Origin of the sequence: Burkholderia sp. AU31624, assembly GCF_020420065.1 — a bacterium.
Taxonomy (GTDB): domain Bacteria; phylum Pseudomonadota; class Gammaproteobacteria; order Burkholderiales; family Burkholderiaceae; genus Burkholderia.
This window is the reverse complement of record NZ_JAIZRT010000005.1, coordinates 123,550-141,817: the sequence shown is the minus strand read 5'-3', so window position 1 is coordinate 141,817 and position 18,268 is coordinate 123,550. Positions and strand designations below refer to the sequence as shown.

The following is an 18,268-nucleotide window of genomic DNA, read 5'->3' as shown; positions in this document are numbered from 1 at the left end:
CAGCACATCATGACGAGCGAAACTTCCGTCAATCTTCTCGACTTCGATGCCGAGGGTCTTGTCGCGTACTGCGGCAGCCTCGGCGAGAAGCCGTTCCGCGCCAAGCAGTTGCAGCGCTGGATCCACCAGTACAACGCTGGCGACTTCGACGGCATGACCGATCTCGCGAAGTCCTTGAGAGAAAAACTCAAGGGCCGCGCGTCGATCGGCATGCCCGAGATCGCCAGCGATCACGTTTCCACCGACGGCACGCGCAAGTGGCTGATCGATGTCGGAAACGGCAATGCGGTCGAAACCGTGTTCATCCCGGAAGAGACGCGCGGCACGCTGTGCGTGTCGTCGCAGGCCGGGTGCGCGGTCAACTGCCGCTTCTGTTCGACGGGCAAGCAGGGCTTTTCCCGCAATCTGTCGACAGCCGAAATCATCGGCCAGCTCCGGATGGCCGAATTTGCGTTGCGAGCGTCCCTGGGCCGCGCGCCCGGCCCGAACGGCAAGGCCGAACGGGTCGTCACCAACGTGGTGATGATGGGCATGGGCGAGCCGCTGCTGAATTACAGCGCGGTCGTGCCGGCGATGCGGCTGATGCTCGACGACAACGCGTACGGCCTGTCGCGCCGCCGCGTCACGCTGTCGACGTCCGGCGTGGTGCCGATGATGGACCGCCTCGGCGCCGAGCTGCCGGTTGCGCTGGCCGTGTCGCTGCACGCACCGAACGATCCGTTGCGCGACGAGCTGGTGCCGCTCAACAAGAAGTATCCGCTGCGCGAGCTGATGGCGGCTTGCCAGCGTTATCTGAAAGTCGCGCCGCGCGACTTCATCACTTTCGAATACTGCATGCTGGACGGCGTCAACGACACCGAAGCGCATGCACGCGAACTGCTGGCCGTCACACGCGACGTGCCGTGCAAGTTCAATCTGATCCCGTTCAATCCGTTTCCGGAATCGGGCCTCATCCGCTCGAAGCCGGAGCAGATCAAGCGCTTTGCACAGGTCCTCATCGACGCGGGTGTCGTCACGACCGTGCGCAAGACGCGCGGCGACGACATCGATGCCGCGTGCGGTCAGCTGGCCGGCGCAGTGAAGGACCGCACGCGCCTCGCGGAACGGACGGGCGCAGCAGGAAAAATCATCGAAGTTCGGGCGATTTGACAGGGATGCCTGGCCGGGGATGCCAGGGTCTTTAAGCGGTACAACACGCGAATAGCGATCGGTCGCGGCGCCTCGGCGTCGCGCATGGTATGGACAGTTGCGGGTGCCGGCCGGCGGGAACCGGCGGCGGCCGCCAGTGAAGAAGAATCGACGCGAGGACAAGGATGAGTGAGCCGCAGCCGTCTAACGGCGCAGAGACGAATGGCGCGAAGCCGGCACCGGCAGGGTTGGAATCGCTTGCGGCAGTCGGCAGCCGACTGGCGCAGCTTCGGGAGACACGGGGTTGGACCGTCGACGACGTGTCGGCGCGACTCAAGGTCGCACCGCAGAAGCTTCGGGCACTCGAGGCTGGTGACATCAGCCATTTGCCCGGCGTGACGTTCGCGCTCGGTGTCGTGCGCAGCTACGCGAAGATGCTCGGCGTCGATCCGGAACCGTTCGCGCAGGCGTTGCGCCGCGAGCGCGGGGTGCCGGAAGTCGACCTGTCGATGCCCGCGTCGTCGGGCACGGATCTGCCGCGCGGTCGCGTGTCGATTCCGCTGGGCGGGTCGTCGCGGCATCACCCGTGGCTCTGGGGCACGGGGATCGTCGTCGTCGCGGTGGTTGCCGTACTGATGTGGCACACTGGCGGCGATTCGTCGAGCCTGCTCGCGCGCTTCAAGAGCGGCGATGCCGAGCATGCGTCGGCCGCGAGCGCGCCTGCCGCCTCATCGTCTTCCGTCGAAGAGGCGGCCTCGAGCGGTGCGTCTGCCGTCGTCGCGAATGAGGTTCCGGCCCCGGCTGTTGCGTCTGCAGCCCCGGCGCCGGCGGTTGCGTCGGCTGCTCCGGCGCCTGCGCCCGTGGCACCGGTCGTGACGGCAGCCGCATCGCAGCCCGTCGTGGCAACGACGGCGACAAGCGCCGCCGTGCCGGCCCAGCCGGCGAGCGTCGCGGTGGCGGCCGGCCAGTCGCTGATCGAACTGAAGGTCAAGCAGGACAGCTGGTTCAGCGTGCGCGACAAGAGCGGCAAGGAACTGTTCTCCGGGCTGGTGCACGGCGGCGAGGCGAAGCAGGTCGCCGGCGACGGCCCGTTCAAGGTCACGATCGGCAACAAGGCGGGCCTCGACGCGATCGCGTTCGACGGAAAACCTGTCGATCCGGCAAAATATTCGGCAGCGCGGGGTAATGTGGCGCGGTTCACGTTGCCCTGACGTCAAGCGCCGTGGCGAAGGCCTGTCGTCGATATCGACAGGCCGCGAGGGCACGGCGCTTTTTCAATTCATGCGCCGCGTCGCGGCGCATTCCGCGTAAATGGATCTATCGATGCAATCCGAAGCTCAATCCCCACGCAGCAGTCAGATTTGTTCAACCGAGCCGGTGTTCGGCGGGCACCAGCCGCGCCGCGTATCGCATGCGGTGGATGTCCGCTGGGGCGGGCAGCTCGTGACGATCGGCGGCGACGCGCCCGTGCGCGTGCAGTCGATGACGAATACCGACACGGCCGACGCGATCGGCACGGCAATCCAGATCAAGGAACTCGCGAACGCGGGCTCCGAACTGGTGCGCATCACGGTCAACACGCCGGAGGCCGCGGCCGCCGTGCCGGCGATCCGCGAGCAGCTCGATCGCATGGGCGTGACCGTGCCGCTCGTCGGCGATTTCCACTACAACGGCCACCTGCTGCTGCGCGACTACCCGGGCTGCGCCGAGTCGCTGTCGAAGTACCGGATCAACCCGGGCAACGTCGGTCAGGGCGCGAAGCGCGATACGCAGTTCGCGCAGATGATCGAGGCGGCGGCCAAGTACGACAAGCCGGTGCGGATCGGCGTGAACTGGGGCAGCCTCGACCAGGACCTGCTCGCGCGCATGATGGACGAGAACGGTGCGCGTTCGCAGCCGTGGGATGCGCAGAGCGTGATGTACGAGGCGCTGATCCAGTCGGCGATCGGCTCGGCCGAGCGTGCGGTCGAACTCGGTCTCGGCCGCGACCGCATCATTCTGTCGTGCAAGGTCAGCGGCGTGCAGGATCTGATCGCCGTGTACCGCGAACTCAGCCGCCGCTGCGGCTTCGCGCTGCACCTCGGGCTGACCGAGGCCGGCATGGGCTCGAAGGGCATCGTCGCGTCGACGGCTGCACTCGGCGTGCTGCTGCAGGAAGGGATCGGCGACACGATCCGCATCTCGCTGACGCCGGAACCGGGCGCGTCGCGCACGGGCGAAGTGATCGTCGGCCAGGAAATCCTGCAGACGATGGGCCTGCGCTCGTTCGCACCGATGGTGATCGCGTGCCCGGGCTGCGGCCGTACGACGAGCACGCTGTTCCAGGAACTCGCGATGCAGATCCAGACCTACCTGCGCGAACAGATGCCGGTCTGGCGCAAAGAGTATCCGGGCGTCGAGAAAATGAACGTCGCGGTGATGGGCTGCATCGTCAACGGCCCGGGCGAATCGAAGCACGCGAACATCGGTATCAGCTTGCCGGGCTCGGGCGAGAACCCGGCCGCGCCTGTCTTCATCGACGGCGAGAAGGTCAAGACGCTGCGCGGCGAGCGGATCGCCGAGGAATTCCAGCAGATCGTCAGCGACTACGTCGAACGCAACTACGGCCGCGCTGAGGCCACGAACTAATTCGTCCACACACACGATGACTGAACAAAAACGCAAGATCGAGAAGCTCACCGGCGTCAAGGGCATGAACGACATCCTTCCGCAGGATGCCGGCCTTTGGGAGTTCTTCGAAGCTACGGTGAAATCGCTGCTGCGCGCCTACGGTTACCAGAACATCCGCACGCCGATCGTCGAGCACACGCAGCTCTTCACGCGCGGCATCGGTGAGGTCACCGACATCGTCGAAAAAGAGATGTACAGCTTCACCGACGCGCTGAACGGCGAAAACCTGACGATGCGCCCGGAAAATACCGCGGCCGTCGTGCGGGCGTCGATCGAGCACAACATGCTGTACGACGGCCCGAAGCGCCTGTGGTACATCGGGCCGATGTTCCGTCACGAGCGTCCGCAGCGCGGCCGCTATCGTCAGTTCCACCAGGTCGGCGTCGAGGCGCTCGGCTTCGCGGGTCCTGATGCGGACGCCGAGATCATCATGATGTGCCAGCGCCTGTGGGACGACCTCGGCCTGACCGGCATCAAGCTCGAGATCAACTCGCTCGGCCTTGCCGAAGAGCGTGCCGCGCATCGCGTCGAACTGATCAAGTACCTCGAGCAGTTTGCCGACGTGCTCGACGAGGATGCGAAGCGCCGCCTGTATACGAACCCGCTGCGCGTGCTCGACACGAAGAACCCCGCGCTGCAGGAAATCGCGCAGAACGCGCCGAAGCTGATCGACTTCCTCGGCGACGAATCGCGCGCGCACTTCGAAGGGCTGCAGCGCCTGCTGCTCGCGAACAACATTCCGTTCAAGATCAACCCGCGTCTCGTGCGTGGCCTGGACTACTACAACCTGACCGTGTTCGAGTGGGTCACCGACAAGCTCGGCGCGCAGGGGACGGTCGCAGCCGGCGGCCGCTACGATCCGCTGATCGAGCAGCTCGGCGGCAAGCCGACCGCCGCATGCGGTTGGGCGATGGGCATCGAGCGGATCCTCGAGCTGTTGAAGGAAGAGGATCTCGCACCCGAGCAGGAAGGCGTCGACGTGTACGTCGTGCACCAGGGCGAGACCGCGCGTGAACAGGCGTTCATCGCGGCCGAGCGCCTGCGCGACACGGGCCTCGACGTGATCTTCCACTGCAGCGCCGACGGCGCGCCGGCAAGCTTCAAGTCGCAGATGAAACGGGCCGACGCAAGCGGCGCCGCGTTCGCGGTGATCTTCGGTGAAGAAGAGGTTGCAAACGGCACGGTGGGCGTGAAAGCGCTGCGCGGTGCGGGCGGAGACGGGGAAAAGAACGTTCAGCAGACCGTACCGGTCGAAGGCTTGACCGAATTCCTAATCAATGCGATGGTTGCATCCGCCGAAGACGGCGACGACTGATCGCGCTGGCATCCGCTCGACAAGAAAAGCCTGAACAGGAAGGAATCGCTCGCCGATGAGTTACCACGACGAACAAGAATCGATTGAAAGTGTCAAGGCGTGGTGGGCCCGCTGGGGCAACCTCACCACGTGGATCGTGCTCGCGGCGCTCGTCGTCGCGGCCGGTTTCAACGGCTGGAACTACTGGCAGCGCCGTCAGGCTGCCGAGGCGTCCGGGCTGTACGAACAGGTCCAGAAGGCCGCCGCCGCGAACGACAAGGCGACGATCGCGCGCGCGGCCGCCGACATGGAAGACAAGTTCGGCAGCACGCCGTATGCGCAGATGACCGCACTCTCCGCTGCGAAGACGCTGTACGCAGCCGGCGACTCGGCCGGTGCGAAGGCGCAGCTGCAATGGGCCGTCGATCACGCCAAGGATGACGAGTACAAGCAGATCGCGAAGCTGCGTCTCGCGTCGCTGCTGCTCGACGAGAAGGCGTACGATGCGGGCCTCGCGCTGCTGTCGGGTACGCCGGTCGATGCATTCAAGGGCCTCGTGGCCGATCGCCGCGGCGATCTGCTTGCCGCGCAAGGCAAGACCGACGATGCGCGCGCGGCGTACAAGCTCGCGCTCGACGGCCTGTCGAAGGACGACCAGTCCGCGCGTCAGCTCGTGCAGTTCAAGCTGGACGCGCTCGGCGGCTGAACCCCGGTCCCCTCAACCTCTTAACTCTGCTTCGCTAACCGATGAATTTGCTGAAACGTTACGCTGTGCCCGTTGCCTGCGCGGCGGCTGTCCTTGCACTGGCGGCCTGCTCGTCGTCGAAGGACGCGCGCCGCGTGCCGACGCCGCTCACCGAGTTCAAGCCCGTGATGGACGTGCAACAGGTCTGGAAGGCGAGCGTCGGCAAGGGCGGGCGCTACCTGTTCTCGCCGGTAGCCGTGGGCGACGCCGTCTATGCAGCGGGCGAAAACGGTTCGGTCGAGAAGATCGACGCGAAGACGGGCCAGACGCTCTGGCGCGCGAAGGTCGGCTCCGACCTGTCGGCCGGTGTCGGCAGCGACGGCAACCTGACCGCGGTCGGCGCGCTGAAGGGCGGTGTGTTCGTGCTGGGCCCGGACGGCAAGCAACTGTGGAAGACCACCGTGCAGGGCGAGATCTTCTCGCCGCCGCTCGTCGGCAACGGCCTCGTGGTCGTCCGCACGATCGACGGCCAGGTGATCGCGTTCAATGCGCAGACGGGCGAGCAGAAGTGGAACTACCGCAACCGTGCGGTGCCGCTGAACCTGCGCGTGTCGGCCGGCATGACGTTCGCGGGTGACGCGGCGGTGCTGGCGGGCTTCCCCGGCGGCGGGCTGGTCGCGATCAACCTGCAGACGGGCGAGCCGTTCTGGCAGACGCCGGTGTCGTTCCCGAAGGGTGTGACCGAGGTCGAGCGCATCAACGACGTCAGCGGTCCGCCGACGCTCGTGGGCGCGGAAGCCTGCGCGGTGACGTTCCAGGGGCAGCTTGGCTGCTTCGATGCGAACTCGGGCCGCCCGCTGTGGGAAAAGGCGTTCTCGAGCCGCAGCGGCCTCGCGCAGGACGATTCGGTGGTCGCCGGCGGCGACGACTGGTCGGTCGTGACCGCGTACGATGCTGCGTCGGGCAACCAGCTGTGGCGCAACGACAAGCTGAAGAGCCGTGACGTCGGCGTGCCGTATCTGCTCGGGCATGCGGTCGTGTTGGGCGACTACAAGGGCTTCGTGCACTTCCTGTCGCGTGAAGACGGCAGCTTCATCGCACGGATGAAGACCGACGGCAGCGCGATTACGGCGGCGCCGGTCCTCGCGGGCAATACGCTCGTCGTGCAGACGAAGGACGGCGGCCTGTACGGATTCCGTCCGCGCTGACGCGCAGGAAACATGCGCGGCCGCGGCGCGACGGGCTTGTCCCGTGCGCCGCGGCCGCGTGACTTGAAGGCGGCCGGTGCTCCCGGCCGCTCGGTATTTGAAAGGCAGTTCGAGACGAAAGACGATGGCGCGCAGCGCGCGCCAGGCGCGCGCATCCGGCGCGGCGCGAATTCGTGATATTTTCATTCAGCGCAGCCGCCCGCAGCAGCGGGCCTCCCGCTGCTGCGCTTCACCGTAGAAAACACAGATGAAACCGGTCATTGCCCTCGTTGGGCGCCCCAATGTGGGGAAATCCACGCTGTTCAACCGGCTCACGCGCTCGCGCGATGCGCTGGTCGCCGACTTGCCGGGCCTGACGCGCGATCGCCATTACGGCGAAGGGCGCGTGGGCGAGCGGCCGTACCTGGTCGTCGACACGGGCGGCTTCGAGCCCGTCGCGAAGGACGGCATCCTGCACGAGATGGCGCGCCAGACGCGGCAGGCCGTCGAGGAAGCCGACATCGTCGTGTTCATCGTCGACGGCCGCAACGGGCTCGCGCCGCAGGACAAGTCGATCGCCGACTACCTGCGCAAGACCGGCCGGCCGATCTTCCTGGTCGTCAACAAGGCCGAGGGGATGAAGTACACGGCGGTCGCGACGGACTTCTACGAGCTCGGGCTCGGCGATCCGCGTGCGATCTCGGCTGCGCACGGTGACGGCGTCACCGACATGATCAACGAGGCGCTGGATGTCGCGTACGCGGACCGTCCGGAGGAAGAGGACGAGAACGATCCTTCGCGCGGTATCAAGATCGCGATCGTCGGCCGCCCGAACGTCGGCAAGTCGACGCTCGTGAACGCGCTGATCGGCGAGGATCGCGTGATCGCGTTCGACATGCCGGGCACGACGCGCGATTCGATCTACGTGGACTTCGAGCGCAACGGCAAGAAGTACACGCTGATCGACACGGCCGGCCTGCGCCGCCGCGGCAAGGTGTTCGAGGCGATCGAGAAGTTCTCGGTCGTGAAGACGCTGCAGTCGATCTCAGACGCGAACGTGGTCATTCTTCTGCTGGATGCGCAGCAGGACATTTCCGACCAGGACGCACACATCGCCGGCTTCGTCGTCGAACAGGGTCGCGCGCTCGTGATCGGCGTCAACAAGTGGGACGGGCTCGACGAGCATGCGCGCGATCGCGCGAAAGCGGATTTGACCCGCAAGCTGAAATTCCTCGACTTCGCGAAATCGCACTTCATTTCGGCAACGAAGAAGACGGGCATCGGCACGCTGATGCGCTCGGTCGACGACGCGTACGCCGCGGCGATGGCGAAGCTGCCGACGCCGAAGCTCACGCGCGCGCTGATCGAGGCAGTCGAATTCCAGCAGCCGCGCCGTCGCGGCCCGGTGCGTCCGAAGCTGCGCTACGCGCACCAGGGCGGCCAGAATCCGCCGATCATCGTCATCCACGGTAACGCGCTCGACGCCGTGACGGAAACGTACAAGCGTTACCTGGAAAACCGGTTCCGCGAAACTTTCTCGCTGACAGGGACTCCATTGCGCATAGAGTTCCGTTCGTCGAACAATCCGTACGCGGACAAGAGCTGAAGACGTCTGTTACACGCGTCACGCAAGGGGTTGGCCGCAAGGCCTATGCCCCCGGCGGGCCAGGCAAAATCGGCTATAGTGTAGCGATTGGCGCCGGATCTCTTTTTCTTCGCCGCCAGTCCAGATCAACCTGCAAAAAAAGATGGAGTACGCCATGAGCAACAAAGGGCAATTGTTACAAGACCCGTTTTTGAACGCACTGCGCAAAGAGCACGTTCCCGTTTCGATCTACCTCGTCAACGGCATCAAGCTTCAAGGGAACATTGAATCGTTCGACCAGTACGTCGTGTTGCTCCGTAATACGGTGACCCAGATGGTGTACAAGCACGCCATCTCGACGGTCGTGCCGGCGCGCCCGGTGAATTTCCACCCGGACGCGGAAGCCTCGTCCTAACCTATCGCAGCGGCCGGCATCCGGTCGCCGCGAGCGACTGATGCCAGCCGCCTTATCTTGACACCTGAAAATTTGATCAACGCAGCGCTCGTCGGCATCGATTTCGGCAAGACCGATTTCGAAGCCAGCCTCGAAGAACTCAGTCTTCTCGCCTCCAGCGCGGGAGCCCGTCCCGCAGTCACCCTCACGGGGCGTCGTGCCAGTCCCGATGCCAAGATGTTCATCGGCAGCGGCAAAGCCGAAGAACTCCGGCTCGCCTGCGACGCGCACAACGTCGAAATCGTCATCTTCAACCACGCATTGGCGCCCGCCCAGCAACGTAATCTGGAGCAGGCACTTAACAGGCGCGTGGTCGATCGCACCAGCCTCATCCTCGACATCTTTGCCCAGCGTGCCCGCAGCCATGAAGGCAAGCTGCAGGTCGAGCTCGCGCAGCTTCAGTACCTGTCGACGCGGCTCATTCGCGCATGGACCCACCTTGAACGGCAGAAGGGTGGTATCGGCCTGCGCGGCCCCGGTGAAACCCAGCTCGAAACCGACCGTCGGCTGATCGGCGAACGCATCAAGATGCTGAAATCGCGGCTCGACCGGCTGCGCCGGCAACACAGCACGCAACGCCGCCAGCGTGCGCGCAGCGGCACGATGTCGGTGTCGCTCGTCGGCTATACGAACGCGGGCAAGTCGACGCTGTTCAATGCGCTGACGAAAGCGCAGGCCTACGCGGCCGACCAGCTGTTCGCCACGCTCGATACGACGTCGCGGCGCGTGTACCTCGGCGACGAGGTCGGCCAGATCGTCGTGTCGGATACGGTCGGGTTCATCCGCGAGTTGCCTCACCAGCTGGTCGCCGCATTCCGCGCGACCCTCGAGGAAACGATCCACGCGGATCTGCTGCTGCACGTGGTCGATGCATCGAGCGCGGTCAGGCTTGAACAGATCGAGCAGGTCAATGGCGTGTTGCACGAGATCGGCGCGGACACGATCCGCCAGGTGCTGGTGTTCAACAAGATCGACGCCGTGCCTGAACTGGCGGCCCGCGGCGACGCGGTCGAGCGGGACGAGTATGGTAATATTTCGCGCGTCTTTTTGAGCGCGCGCACCGGTCAGGGTCTTGACGCGTTGCGTGCCGCCATCGCCGAAATCGCCTCCGCGGAACACCTTTCCAGCGCGACGTTACCCAACGGCGCGCTCGACGGCGCCCCCGCTGAACCACACGAAGACCACACGATTTCCGAACACGGGCGCTAACCGGTCCCGGCCGGTTCGTCGGCGTCTAATCTGGTGAACAAACTCTGGTGAACGAATACAACGAGCGGAGTACCTGGCGGCGGATGCGCGCCTTGCTGTCGATCAACGATCCCCGCTGGGGACGCGGCGAAGGCAATGGCAAAGACGGATCCCGTCCCCGCCCGAACGAATCGAAGCGTCCGCAAGGCGGCGACGGCGATGGTCCGCCCGATCTCGACGAGATGTGGCGCAACTTCAACCGGCGCCTGAACGGCCTGTTCGGCGGCAAGGGCGGCAACGGCTTCCGTCCTGACAACGGGCGAGCCGCGCGCGTCGGCGTCGGCATCGTGATCGGCGTGCTGGTCGCGGTCTACGCAGGCAGCGGGCTGTTCGTTGTGCAGGAAGGGCAGACGGGCGTCGTGCTGCAGCTCGGCAAGCTGTCGGGCACGGTCGGTCAGGGCGTGCACTGGCGCGCGCCGTATCCGTTCGCGTCGCACGAGATCGTCGATACGTCGCAGGTCCGCTCGATCGAAATCGGCCGCAACAACGTCGTGCGTCTCGCGAACGTGAAGGAAGCGGCGATGCTGACGCGCGACGCCGATATCGTCGACGTGCGCTTCATCGTGCAGTACCGCATCCGTTCCGCGACCGATTACCTGTTCCGCAGTGTCGACCCCGAGCGCAGTGTCTCGCAGGCCGCCCAGGCCGCGGTACGTGCGATCGTCGGCACGCGCAGCGCGGCCGACGTGCTGAACCAGGACCGCGACGCGCTGCGCGAGCAGCTCGCGGCCGCGATCCAGCGCGATCTCGATCGCTACCAGTCGGGGCTCGAGGTGACGGCCGTCACGATGCAGAGCGTTGCGGCGCCCGAGCAGACGCAGGCCGCGTACGGTGAAGTCGCGAAGGCACGCGACGAGCGCGAGGCCGCGAAGCGCGCCGCGCAAGCGTATGCAAACGACCTGCTGCCGAAGGCGCAGGGCGATGCGGCGAAGCTCGTCGACGAAGCGAAGGCGTATGCCGATCGCGTGGTCACGGAAGCCGAAGGCGATGCCGACCGCTTCAAGCAGGTCTATGCGCAGTACTCGAAGGCGCCCGCGGTGATCCGCGAGCGAATGTATCTCGAGACGATGCAGGAAATCTATTCGAATTCGACGAAGGTGTTCGTCGGCAACAAGGGCGGCAACAGCGTCGTGTATCTGCCGCTCGACAAGCTCGTCGAGCAGGGGCGACAAAACGCCGCGACGTCCACGGGCGCATCCGCACCCGACGCCGCGTCGGCACCGGCGGCTGCCGCGCCGGCTGCAGCGGCGCCCGCAAGTGCGGCGTCGGCCGTGGCGGCGTCGGGCACCGACGTGCTGCGATCGCGCGAGGCGTTTCGCAGCCGGTCGCGCGAAGACGATCTGAAGTAACGGGGAGCGCAGAACATGAACCGAATCATTGCGCTCGTCGTCGCAATCGTGATCGTTGCCTTCGCGGCATCGTCGACCGTCCTTACCGTCGATCCGCGCCATGCGGCCGTGCTGTCGGGGCGCGACGGCGCGCAACCCGAATTGGCGGGCCCTGGCATCCATTTCAAATTGCCGCCGCCGCTGCAGACGGCCACGCTGATCGACACGCGCCTGCAATCGCTCGAGTCGTCGGATCCGCTGCAACTGGCAACGGAAGACAAGCGCGACCTGCTCGTCGCCTACGCGGTGAAGTACCGGATCAGCGATCCGATGAAGTATTTCACGACGACGGGCGGTGACCCGTCGGCAGCCGGCGATCGTCTCGCCGGCGCGCTGAAGAGCGCACTCGGTGACGCGTTCGGCAAGCGCGCGCTCGACGACGCGCTCGGCGGCCAGCGTGCGATCGCCGATGCGGCCCGTGACGAAGTGAAGGCGAAGGCGTCCGGTTTCGGCGTCGACGTGGTCGACGTCCAGTTGACGCGCGTCGATTTGCCGGCCGCGCAGACCGATGCCGTCTATCAGCGGATGATCGGCGCGCTGCGAGATCAGGCGGCGCAGGTGCGTGCGCAAGGCGCGGCCGACGTCGAGCAGATCAAGGCGGACGCCGAACGCGAACAGCAGGCCGTGCTCGCGAACGCGTACAAGTCCGCACAGACGATCAAGGGCGAGGGCGACGCGAAGGCCGCGACGATTGCCGCCGACGCGTTCGGCCGCGATCCGCAGTTCTACCAGTTCTACGCGAGCCTGCAGGCTTACCGGAACACGTTCAAGCGCAACGACATCATCGTCGTCGATCCCGACAGCGAGTTCTTCCGCTTCATGCGCAGCCCGACGGGCGGTGCCGCACCGGCGGCGCCTGCTCCCCGCAAACACTGACCTTGGGGCGCCGCGTCGAGCGGCGCCGTCGCTCGCATGGACCTGGCTGGCTCGTTGTTGCTCGCAGTAGCGCTGATGCTGATCATCGAGGGGGCGTTCCCCTTCGTGTTTCCCGTCGCCTGGCGCGACACGTTTCGTAGAATAGCTGAGCGGCCGCCGCATCATATCCGGATCGGCGGGCTGATCGTGATGGTGCTCGGGCTCATACTGCTGCTGCTCGCCACCTGACCGGAGACCTGATCCGGACGGCTCATCCGCCGTTCGTCCCGCCCGAATTCAGAATTTCCGATTCACATCGCGGCGCGCGTGTCGCGCGCTGTTTCCCGTCGTAGGACCGTACCGATGTCGACCTGGTTACTTCCCGAGAATATCGCCGACGTATTGCCGTCGGAAGCGCGCAAGATCGAGGAGCTGCGCCGCAGGCTGCTCGACCGCTTCCGTTCGTATGGCTACGAAATGGTGATGCCACCGCTGCTCGAGTATCTCGAATCGCTGCTGACGAGCGGCGGTGCAGACCTGCGCCTGCGCACCTTCAAGCTGGTCGACCAGCTGTCGGGTCGCACCCTCGGCCTGCGTGCGGACATCACGCCGCAGGTCGCGCGGATCGACGCGCACCTGTTGAACCGCCAGGGCGTGACGCGCCTCTGCTATGCGGGCCACGTGATGCATACGCGTCCGCGCGGTCTGCACGCGACGCGCGAGCAGATCCAGATCGGCGCCGAAATCTACGGGCATGCCGGACTGGAAGCCGACCTCGAGATCCAGCAACTGATGCTCGACGCGCTGCATCTCGCAGGCCTGTCGCGCATCCGTCTCGACCTCGGCCATGCGGGCGTGCTCGCGGCGCTGCTGGCGCGCGATGCGCAGGCCGCCGAGCGCGGCGAGTCGCTGTACGACGCGCTGTCGGGCAAGGACGTGCCGCTGCTGAACGAACTCACCGACGATCTCGGCGCCGATACGCGCGCCGCGCTGCGCGCGCTGCCGCATCTCTATGGCGACGCAAGCGTGCTCGCGGAGGCGCGCACACGCTTGCCGGTGCTGCCCGAAATCACGCGGGCGCTCGACGATCTGGCACAGCTCGCGGCACAGGCGAAAGGTGCCGAAGTGGCGATCGATCTCGGCGACCTGCGTGGCTATGCATATCACAGCGGCGCGATGTTCAGCGCCTACATCGACGGCGTGCCGAACGCGATCGCGCGGGGCGGCCGCTACGACCACGTCGGCCAGGCGTACGGCCGCGCCCGTCCCGCTACGGGCTTCTCGCTCGACCTGCGCGAGCTCGCGCGGATTTCGCCGGTCGAGGCGCGCGGCACCGCGATTCTCGCGCCGTGGGCGCAGGACGATGCGCTGAACGCGGCCGTCGCGGCGCTGCGTGATGCGGGCGAGGTCGTGATCCAGGCGCTGCCGGGCCACGATCATGTGCTCGACGAGTTCGCATGCGACCGTTCGCTCGTCGAGCGCAACGGCGCATGGGTGGTCGAACCCCGATAAACAGGCGTTCGCGGGACGTGCTTCGGCGTGCATATCGTTGAAGCGAAACGGAAAAATTCGGAATCGCCCGCGAACATAGGTAGAATACGTTTTTAACCAGCTAACGAATCAACATGTCTGCCAGCGCAGTGAACGTGACTCCCGGGCGCAATGTCGTCGTCGTGGGAACGCAATGGGGTGATGAAGGCAAGGGCAAGATCGTCGACTGGCTGACGGACCACGCTCAGGGCGTCGTGCGTTTCCAGGGCGGTCACAACGCCGGCCACACCCTCATCATCGGCGGCAAGAAAACGATCTTGCGCCTCATTCCGTCGGGCATCATGCGTGAAGGCGTCGCCTGCTACATCGGCAACGGCGTCGTCCTGTCCCCCGAAGCACTGTTCAAGGAAATCGGCGAGCTGGAAGAAGCGGGCGTGAACGTGCGCGACCGCCTGTTCATTTCCGAAGCCACGACGCTGATCCTGCCGTACCACATCGCGATCGACCAGGCGCGTGAAGCGCGCAAGGGCGCGGGCAAGATCGGTACGACCGGCCGCGGCATCGGCCCCGCGTACGAAGACAAGGTGGGCCGCCGCGCGCTGCGCGTGCAGGATCTGTTCGACGCGAAGACCTTCGCCGACCGCCTGCGCGAAAACCTCGATTTCCACAACTTCGTGCTGACCCAGTACCTGGGCGGCGCGGCTGTCGATTTCCAGGCCACGCTCGACACGATGCTTGGTTATGCCGACCGCCTGAAGCCGATGGTGGCCGACGTGTCGCGCCGCCTGTACGACGCGAACAATGCGGGCCAGAACCTGCTGTTCGAAGGCGCACAAGGCACGCTGCTCGATATCGACCACGGCACCTATCCGTTCGTCACGTCGAGCAACTGCGTGGCAGGTGCGGCGTCGGCTGGCGCGGGCGTGGGTCCGCAGAAGCTCAACTACATCCTCGGCATCACGAAGGCGTATTGCACGCGCGTCGGCTCGGGCCCGTTCCCGAGCGAACTGTACGATGCGGACAATCCGCAGCGTCAGGACCAGGTTGGCGTCACGCTCGCGAACGTCGGCAAGGAATTCGGTTCGGTCACCGGCCGTCCGCGCCGCACCGGCTGGCTCGACGCAGCCGCGCTGCGCCGCTCGATCCAGATTAACGGCGTGTCGGGCCTGTGCATGACGAAGCTCGACGTGCTCGACGGCCTCGACGAAGTCAAGCTGTGCGTCGGCTACAAGATTGACGGCAAGGATGCGGACATCCTGCCGCGCGGCGCCGCTGATGTGGCCCGTTGCGAGCCTGTTTACGAGACGTTTGCCGGCTGGAAGGAAAGCACGGTCGGCATCAAGACGTGGGAAGCACTGCCGGCGAATGCGCAGGCTTACCTGACCCGCGTCCAGGAAGTGGCTGGCGTGCCGGTCGACATGGTGTCGACGGGTCCGGACCGCGACGAAACGATCCTGCTCCGCCATCCGTTCAAGGTGTAATTTTCAGATGACGCAGCAAATCACGATGACGGCGGCAGACTTGATGACCGATCCGCGCAACGACGACAAGAACCTGTGGGTAGGCTGGGACGAGTATCACCGTCTCATCGAGCTGCTCGCGCTCCAGGTGCATGCATCGGGCTGGAAGTTCGACCAGATCCTGTGCCTCGCGCGCGGTGGCCTGCGCGTCGGCGATCAACTGTCGCGCATCTACGACGTGCCACTCGCGATTCTCGCGACGAGTTCGTACCGCGAAGCGGCCGGCACGGAGCAGGGCGACCTCGACATCGCGCAGTACATCACGATGACGCGCGGCAACTTGGCGGGCAACGTGCTGCTGGTCGACGATCTCGTCGATTCGGGCGTCACGCTTGCGCGCGTGCAGGAGCACCTGAAGGAGCGCTATCCGTCGGTGACCGCCGTGCGCTCGGCGGTACTCTGGTACAAGGGTTGCTCGAAGGTCAAGCCCGACTATCACACGCAGTTCCTGCCGACGAATCCGTGGATTCATCAGCCGTTCGAAGAGTGGGACACGGTTCGCCCGCACAACCTCGAGGCGTGGATCAAGCGCGGTCGCGCACAGCGCGACGGCTCGGGCGCGTAAGCGGCTGGCCAATCGAAGGAAAGCCTTGTACGGCGCCGCTTGCGGCGCCGTTTTTCATTGGGGCGTCATACGCGCTGGCGCCGCGCGTCCCGTGGCTCGGGTAGGCAGACGGCGCTGCCCCGGCTATGATTGGCAGCCCTGCCACAGCTTGCGCCGGATTGCATGCGCAGCGTGGATCACGTGGTGACAAGGCAACAGAGCAGGGCGGCGTTTCACGGGGGCGCGAGTAGAATAGCGCTCGTTTTGTCCGACCCGGACCCGATTATTACGCTTCATATGAACGACACGATCCACGCGACCGACGCAGCACACGCGCCGCATTCGACGCAACAACATTCGATGCGGGCGCTAGCGATAGCAGCCATCGGCGTCGTGTTCGGCGACATCGGCACCAGCCCGCTGTATTCGCTCAAAGAGGCGTTCAGCCCCGCACACGGCATTCCGCTCACCGAAGGATCGATTCTCGGCGTGATCTCGCTGCTGTTCTGGGCAATCATCCTGGTGGTCGGCATCAAGTACCTGCTGTTCGTGATGCGCGCGGACAACAACGGCGAAGGCGGCGTGCTCGCGCTGATGGCGCTGTCGTTGCGGCCGCTCGACTCGAAGACCCGCGTCGCGGGCGCGCTGATGGCGCTCGGGATCTTCGGCGCGTGCATGTTCTACGGGGACGCGGTGATCACGCCGGCGATCTCGGTGATGTCGGCGGTCGAAGGTCTCGAAATCGCGACACCACACCTGTCCCATCTCGTGCTGCCGATCACGATCGTGATCCTGATCGCGCTGTTCTGGATCCAGCGTCACGGGACCGCGCTGGTCGGCAAGCTGTTCGGCCCGATCATGGTGCTGTGGTTCGTCGTGATCGCAGCGCTCGGCGTTTACCACATCGTGCGCGTGCCGGGCATCATGGCCGCCATCAACCCGTATTACGCGGCGTCGTTCATGGCCGATCACCTGCTGCAGGCGTACGTCGTGCTCGGCTCGGTCGTGCTGGTGCTGACCGGTGCGGAAGCGCTCTACGCGGACATGGGCCACTTCGGCGCGAAGCCGATCCGCATCGCTGCTTACGGGCTCGTGATGCCGTCGCTCGTGCTGAACTACTTCGGCCAGGGCGCGCTGCTGATCCAGAACCCGAAGGCGATCGAGAACCCGTTCTTCCTGCTGGCGCCCGAATGGGGGCTGCTGCCGCTCGTCGTGCTGTCGACGGTCGCGACCGTGATCGCGTCGCAGGCGGTGATCTCGGGCGCGTATTCGCTGACGTCGCAGGCCATCCAGCTCGGCTACGTGCCGCGCATGAAGGTGCTGCACACGTCGGAACTCGCGATCGGCCAGATCTACGTGCCGGTCGTGAACTGGCTGCTGCTGTTCGTGATCCTCTGCATCGTCATCGGCTTCAAGAGCTCCGACAACCTCGCGGCCGCGTACGGTATCGCGGTGACGGCGACGATGGTGATCACGACCGTACTCGCCGCGGTCGTGATGGTGAAGGTGTGGAACTGGAACCGGCTGCTGGTCGGCGCGATCATCGCGGTGTTCCTCGCAGTCGACCTTGGCTTCTTCGGCGCGAACCTGCTGAAGGTCGCGCAGGGCGGCTGGTTGCCGCTCGGCATCGGCGCGCTGCTGTTCTTCCTGCTGATGACCTGGTACAAGGGGCGTCACATCGTCAAGGAGCGCACGGCGGCCGACGGTATCCCGCTCGAGCCGTTCCTGCAGGGGCTGCTCGCGCATCCGCCGCATCGCGTGTCGGGTACCGCGATCTACCTGACCGGCAACGACAAGCTCGTGCCCGTCAGCCTGCTGCACAACCTGAAGCACAACAAGGTGCTGCACGAGCGCACCATTTTCCTCACGTTCGTCACGCGCGACTTTCCTTACGTGCGCGACGACAAGCGTCAGTCCTCGCGTGATGCGGGCGGCGGGCTGTATATCGTCAAGGCCGAGTACGGCTTCAACGAGACGCCGGACGTGAAGGCCGTGCTCGAGGAATTCGGCCGCACGCACGACATGACGTTCGAGCTGATGGATACGTCGTTCTTCCTCGCGCGCGAAACGGTCGTGCCGACGCATCTGCCCGGGATGTCGATCTGGCGCGAGCGTGTGTTCGCATGGATGCACCAGAATGCCGCGAAGCCGACCGACTTCTTCTCGATTCCCGCAAACCGCGTGGTCGAGCTCGGGACGAAGATCGAGATCTGACACAA

The 18,268-nt window shown here is 65.5% G+C and carries 16 protein-coding genes; all 16 read left to right on the top strand.

Translation table 11 applies throughout. The features are described from left to right. Positions 1 to 9: 9 nt before the first annotated feature. The 16 genes from rlmN to LGM89_RS19595 all read left to right on the top strand — a co-directional run bounded on the left by rlmN (position 10) and on the right by LGM89_RS19595 (position 18,263). Entirely contained in the window at positions 10 to 1,149 is a 1,140-nt protein-coding gene (gene rlmN / locus LGM89_RS19670; protein WP_069248105.1) for a 23S rRNA (adenine(2503)-C(2))-methyltransferase RlmN, read from the top strand. Positions 1,150 to 1,313: 164 nt separating this feature from the next. Beyond that, positions 1,314 to 2,339: a helix-turn-helix domain-containing protein gene (locus LGM89_RS19665; RefSeq protein WP_089494985.1), complete on the top strand. Its 1,026-nt coding sequence runs from the start codon at positions 1,314 to 1,316 to the stop codon at positions 2,337 to 2,339. Between the two features lie 112 nt (positions 2,340 to 2,451). Then, complete coding sequence (gene ispG / locus LGM89_RS19660; RefSeq protein WP_089494984.1) at positions 2,452 to 3,756, top strand: flavodoxin-dependent (E)-4-hydroxy-3-methylbut-2-enyl-diphosphate synthase; 1,305 nt, start codon at positions 2,452 to 2,454, stop codon at positions 3,754 to 3,756. 16 nt (positions 3,757 to 3,772) lie between these two features. After that, complete coding sequence (gene hisS / locus LGM89_RS19655; protein WP_039360260.1) at positions 3,773 to 5,113, top strand: histidine--tRNA ligase; 1,341 nt, start codon at positions 3,773 to 3,775, stop codon at positions 5,111 to 5,113. Positions 5,114 to 5,168: 55 nt separating this feature from the next. Then, on the top strand, positions 5,169 to 5,798 hold the full coding sequence (locus LGM89_RS19650) for a tetratricopeptide repeat protein (protein ID WP_039360256.1): 630 nt from the start codon (positions 5,169 to 5,171) through the stop codon (positions 5,796 to 5,798). Positions 5,799 to 5,839: 41 nt separating this feature from the next. After that, complete coding sequence (bamB, locus tag LGM89_RS19645) at positions 5,840 to 6,985, top strand: outer membrane protein assembly factor BamB (protein ID WP_089425558.1); 1,146 nt, start codon at positions 5,840 to 5,842, stop codon at positions 6,983 to 6,985. Positions 6,986 to 7,232: 247 nt separating this feature from the next. Further along, positions 7,233 to 8,570, top strand: coding sequence for a ribosome biogenesis GTPase Der (gene der / locus LGM89_RS19640; protein ID WP_046545849.1), 1,338 nt, complete (start codon positions 7,233 to 7,235; stop codon positions 8,568 to 8,570). A 154-nt stretch (positions 8,571 to 8,724) separates the two neighbouring features. Continuing rightward, positions 8,725 to 8,964, top strand: a complete 240-nt coding sequence (gene hfq, locus LGM89_RS19635) for an RNA chaperone Hfq (protein WP_006399927.1) — start codon at positions 8,725 to 8,727, stop codon at positions 8,962 to 8,964. Positions 8,965 to 9,036: 72 nt separating this feature from the next. Next, positions 9,037 to 10,212, top strand: a complete 1,176-nt coding sequence (gene hflX / locus LGM89_RS19630) for a GTPase HflX (RefSeq protein WP_226273710.1) — start codon at positions 9,037 to 9,039, stop codon at positions 10,210 to 10,212. Positions 10,213 to 10,259: 47 nt separating this feature from the next. Continuing rightward, entirely contained in the window at positions 10,260 to 11,600 is a 1,341-nt protein-coding gene (gene hflK / locus LGM89_RS19625; RefSeq protein ID WP_089494983.1) for an FtsH protease activity modulator HflK, read from the top strand. Between the two features lie 15 nt (positions 11,601 to 11,615). Continuing rightward, positions 11,616 to 12,515 (top strand): protease modulator HflC, encoded by a 900-nt coding sequence (gene hflC / locus LGM89_RS19620; protein ID WP_089431157.1) that lies wholly within the window; start codon positions 11,616 to 11,618, stop codon positions 12,513 to 12,515. A 36-nt stretch (positions 12,516 to 12,551) separates the two neighbouring features. Next, complete coding sequence (locus tag LGM89_RS19615; RefSeq protein ID WP_011352254.1) at positions 12,552 to 12,743, top strand: DUF2065 domain-containing protein; 192 nt, start codon at positions 12,552 to 12,554, stop codon at positions 12,741 to 12,743. Between the two features lie 114 nt (positions 12,744 to 12,857). Beyond that, a complete protein-coding gene (locus LGM89_RS19610; RefSeq protein WP_089472995.1) occupies positions 12,858 to 14,006 on the top strand; it encodes an ATP phosphoribosyltransferase regulatory subunit in 1,149 nt (382 codons plus the stop codon). A 113-nt stretch (positions 14,007 to 14,119) separates the two neighbouring features. Further along, positions 14,120 to 15,466: an adenylosuccinate synthase gene (locus LGM89_RS19605; protein ID WP_011352252.1), complete on the top strand. Its 1,347-nt coding sequence runs from the start codon at positions 14,120 to 14,122 to the stop codon at positions 15,464 to 15,466. Positions 15,467 to 15,473: 7 nt separating this feature from the next. After that, positions 15,474 to 16,070, top strand: a complete 597-nt coding sequence (locus LGM89_RS19600) for a phosphoribosyltransferase (RefSeq protein ID WP_011352251.1) — start codon at positions 15,474 to 15,476, stop codon at positions 16,068 to 16,070. A 276-nt stretch (positions 16,071 to 16,346) separates the two neighbouring features. After that, the gene (locus LGM89_RS19595) at positions 16,347 to 18,263 is read left to right on the top strand and encodes a potassium transporter Kup (protein ID WP_069248096.1); all 1,917 of its coding nucleotides are present in this window, start codon (positions 16,347 to 16,349) and stop codon (positions 18,261 to 18,263) included. Positions 18,264 to 18,268 lie beyond the last annotated feature (5 nt).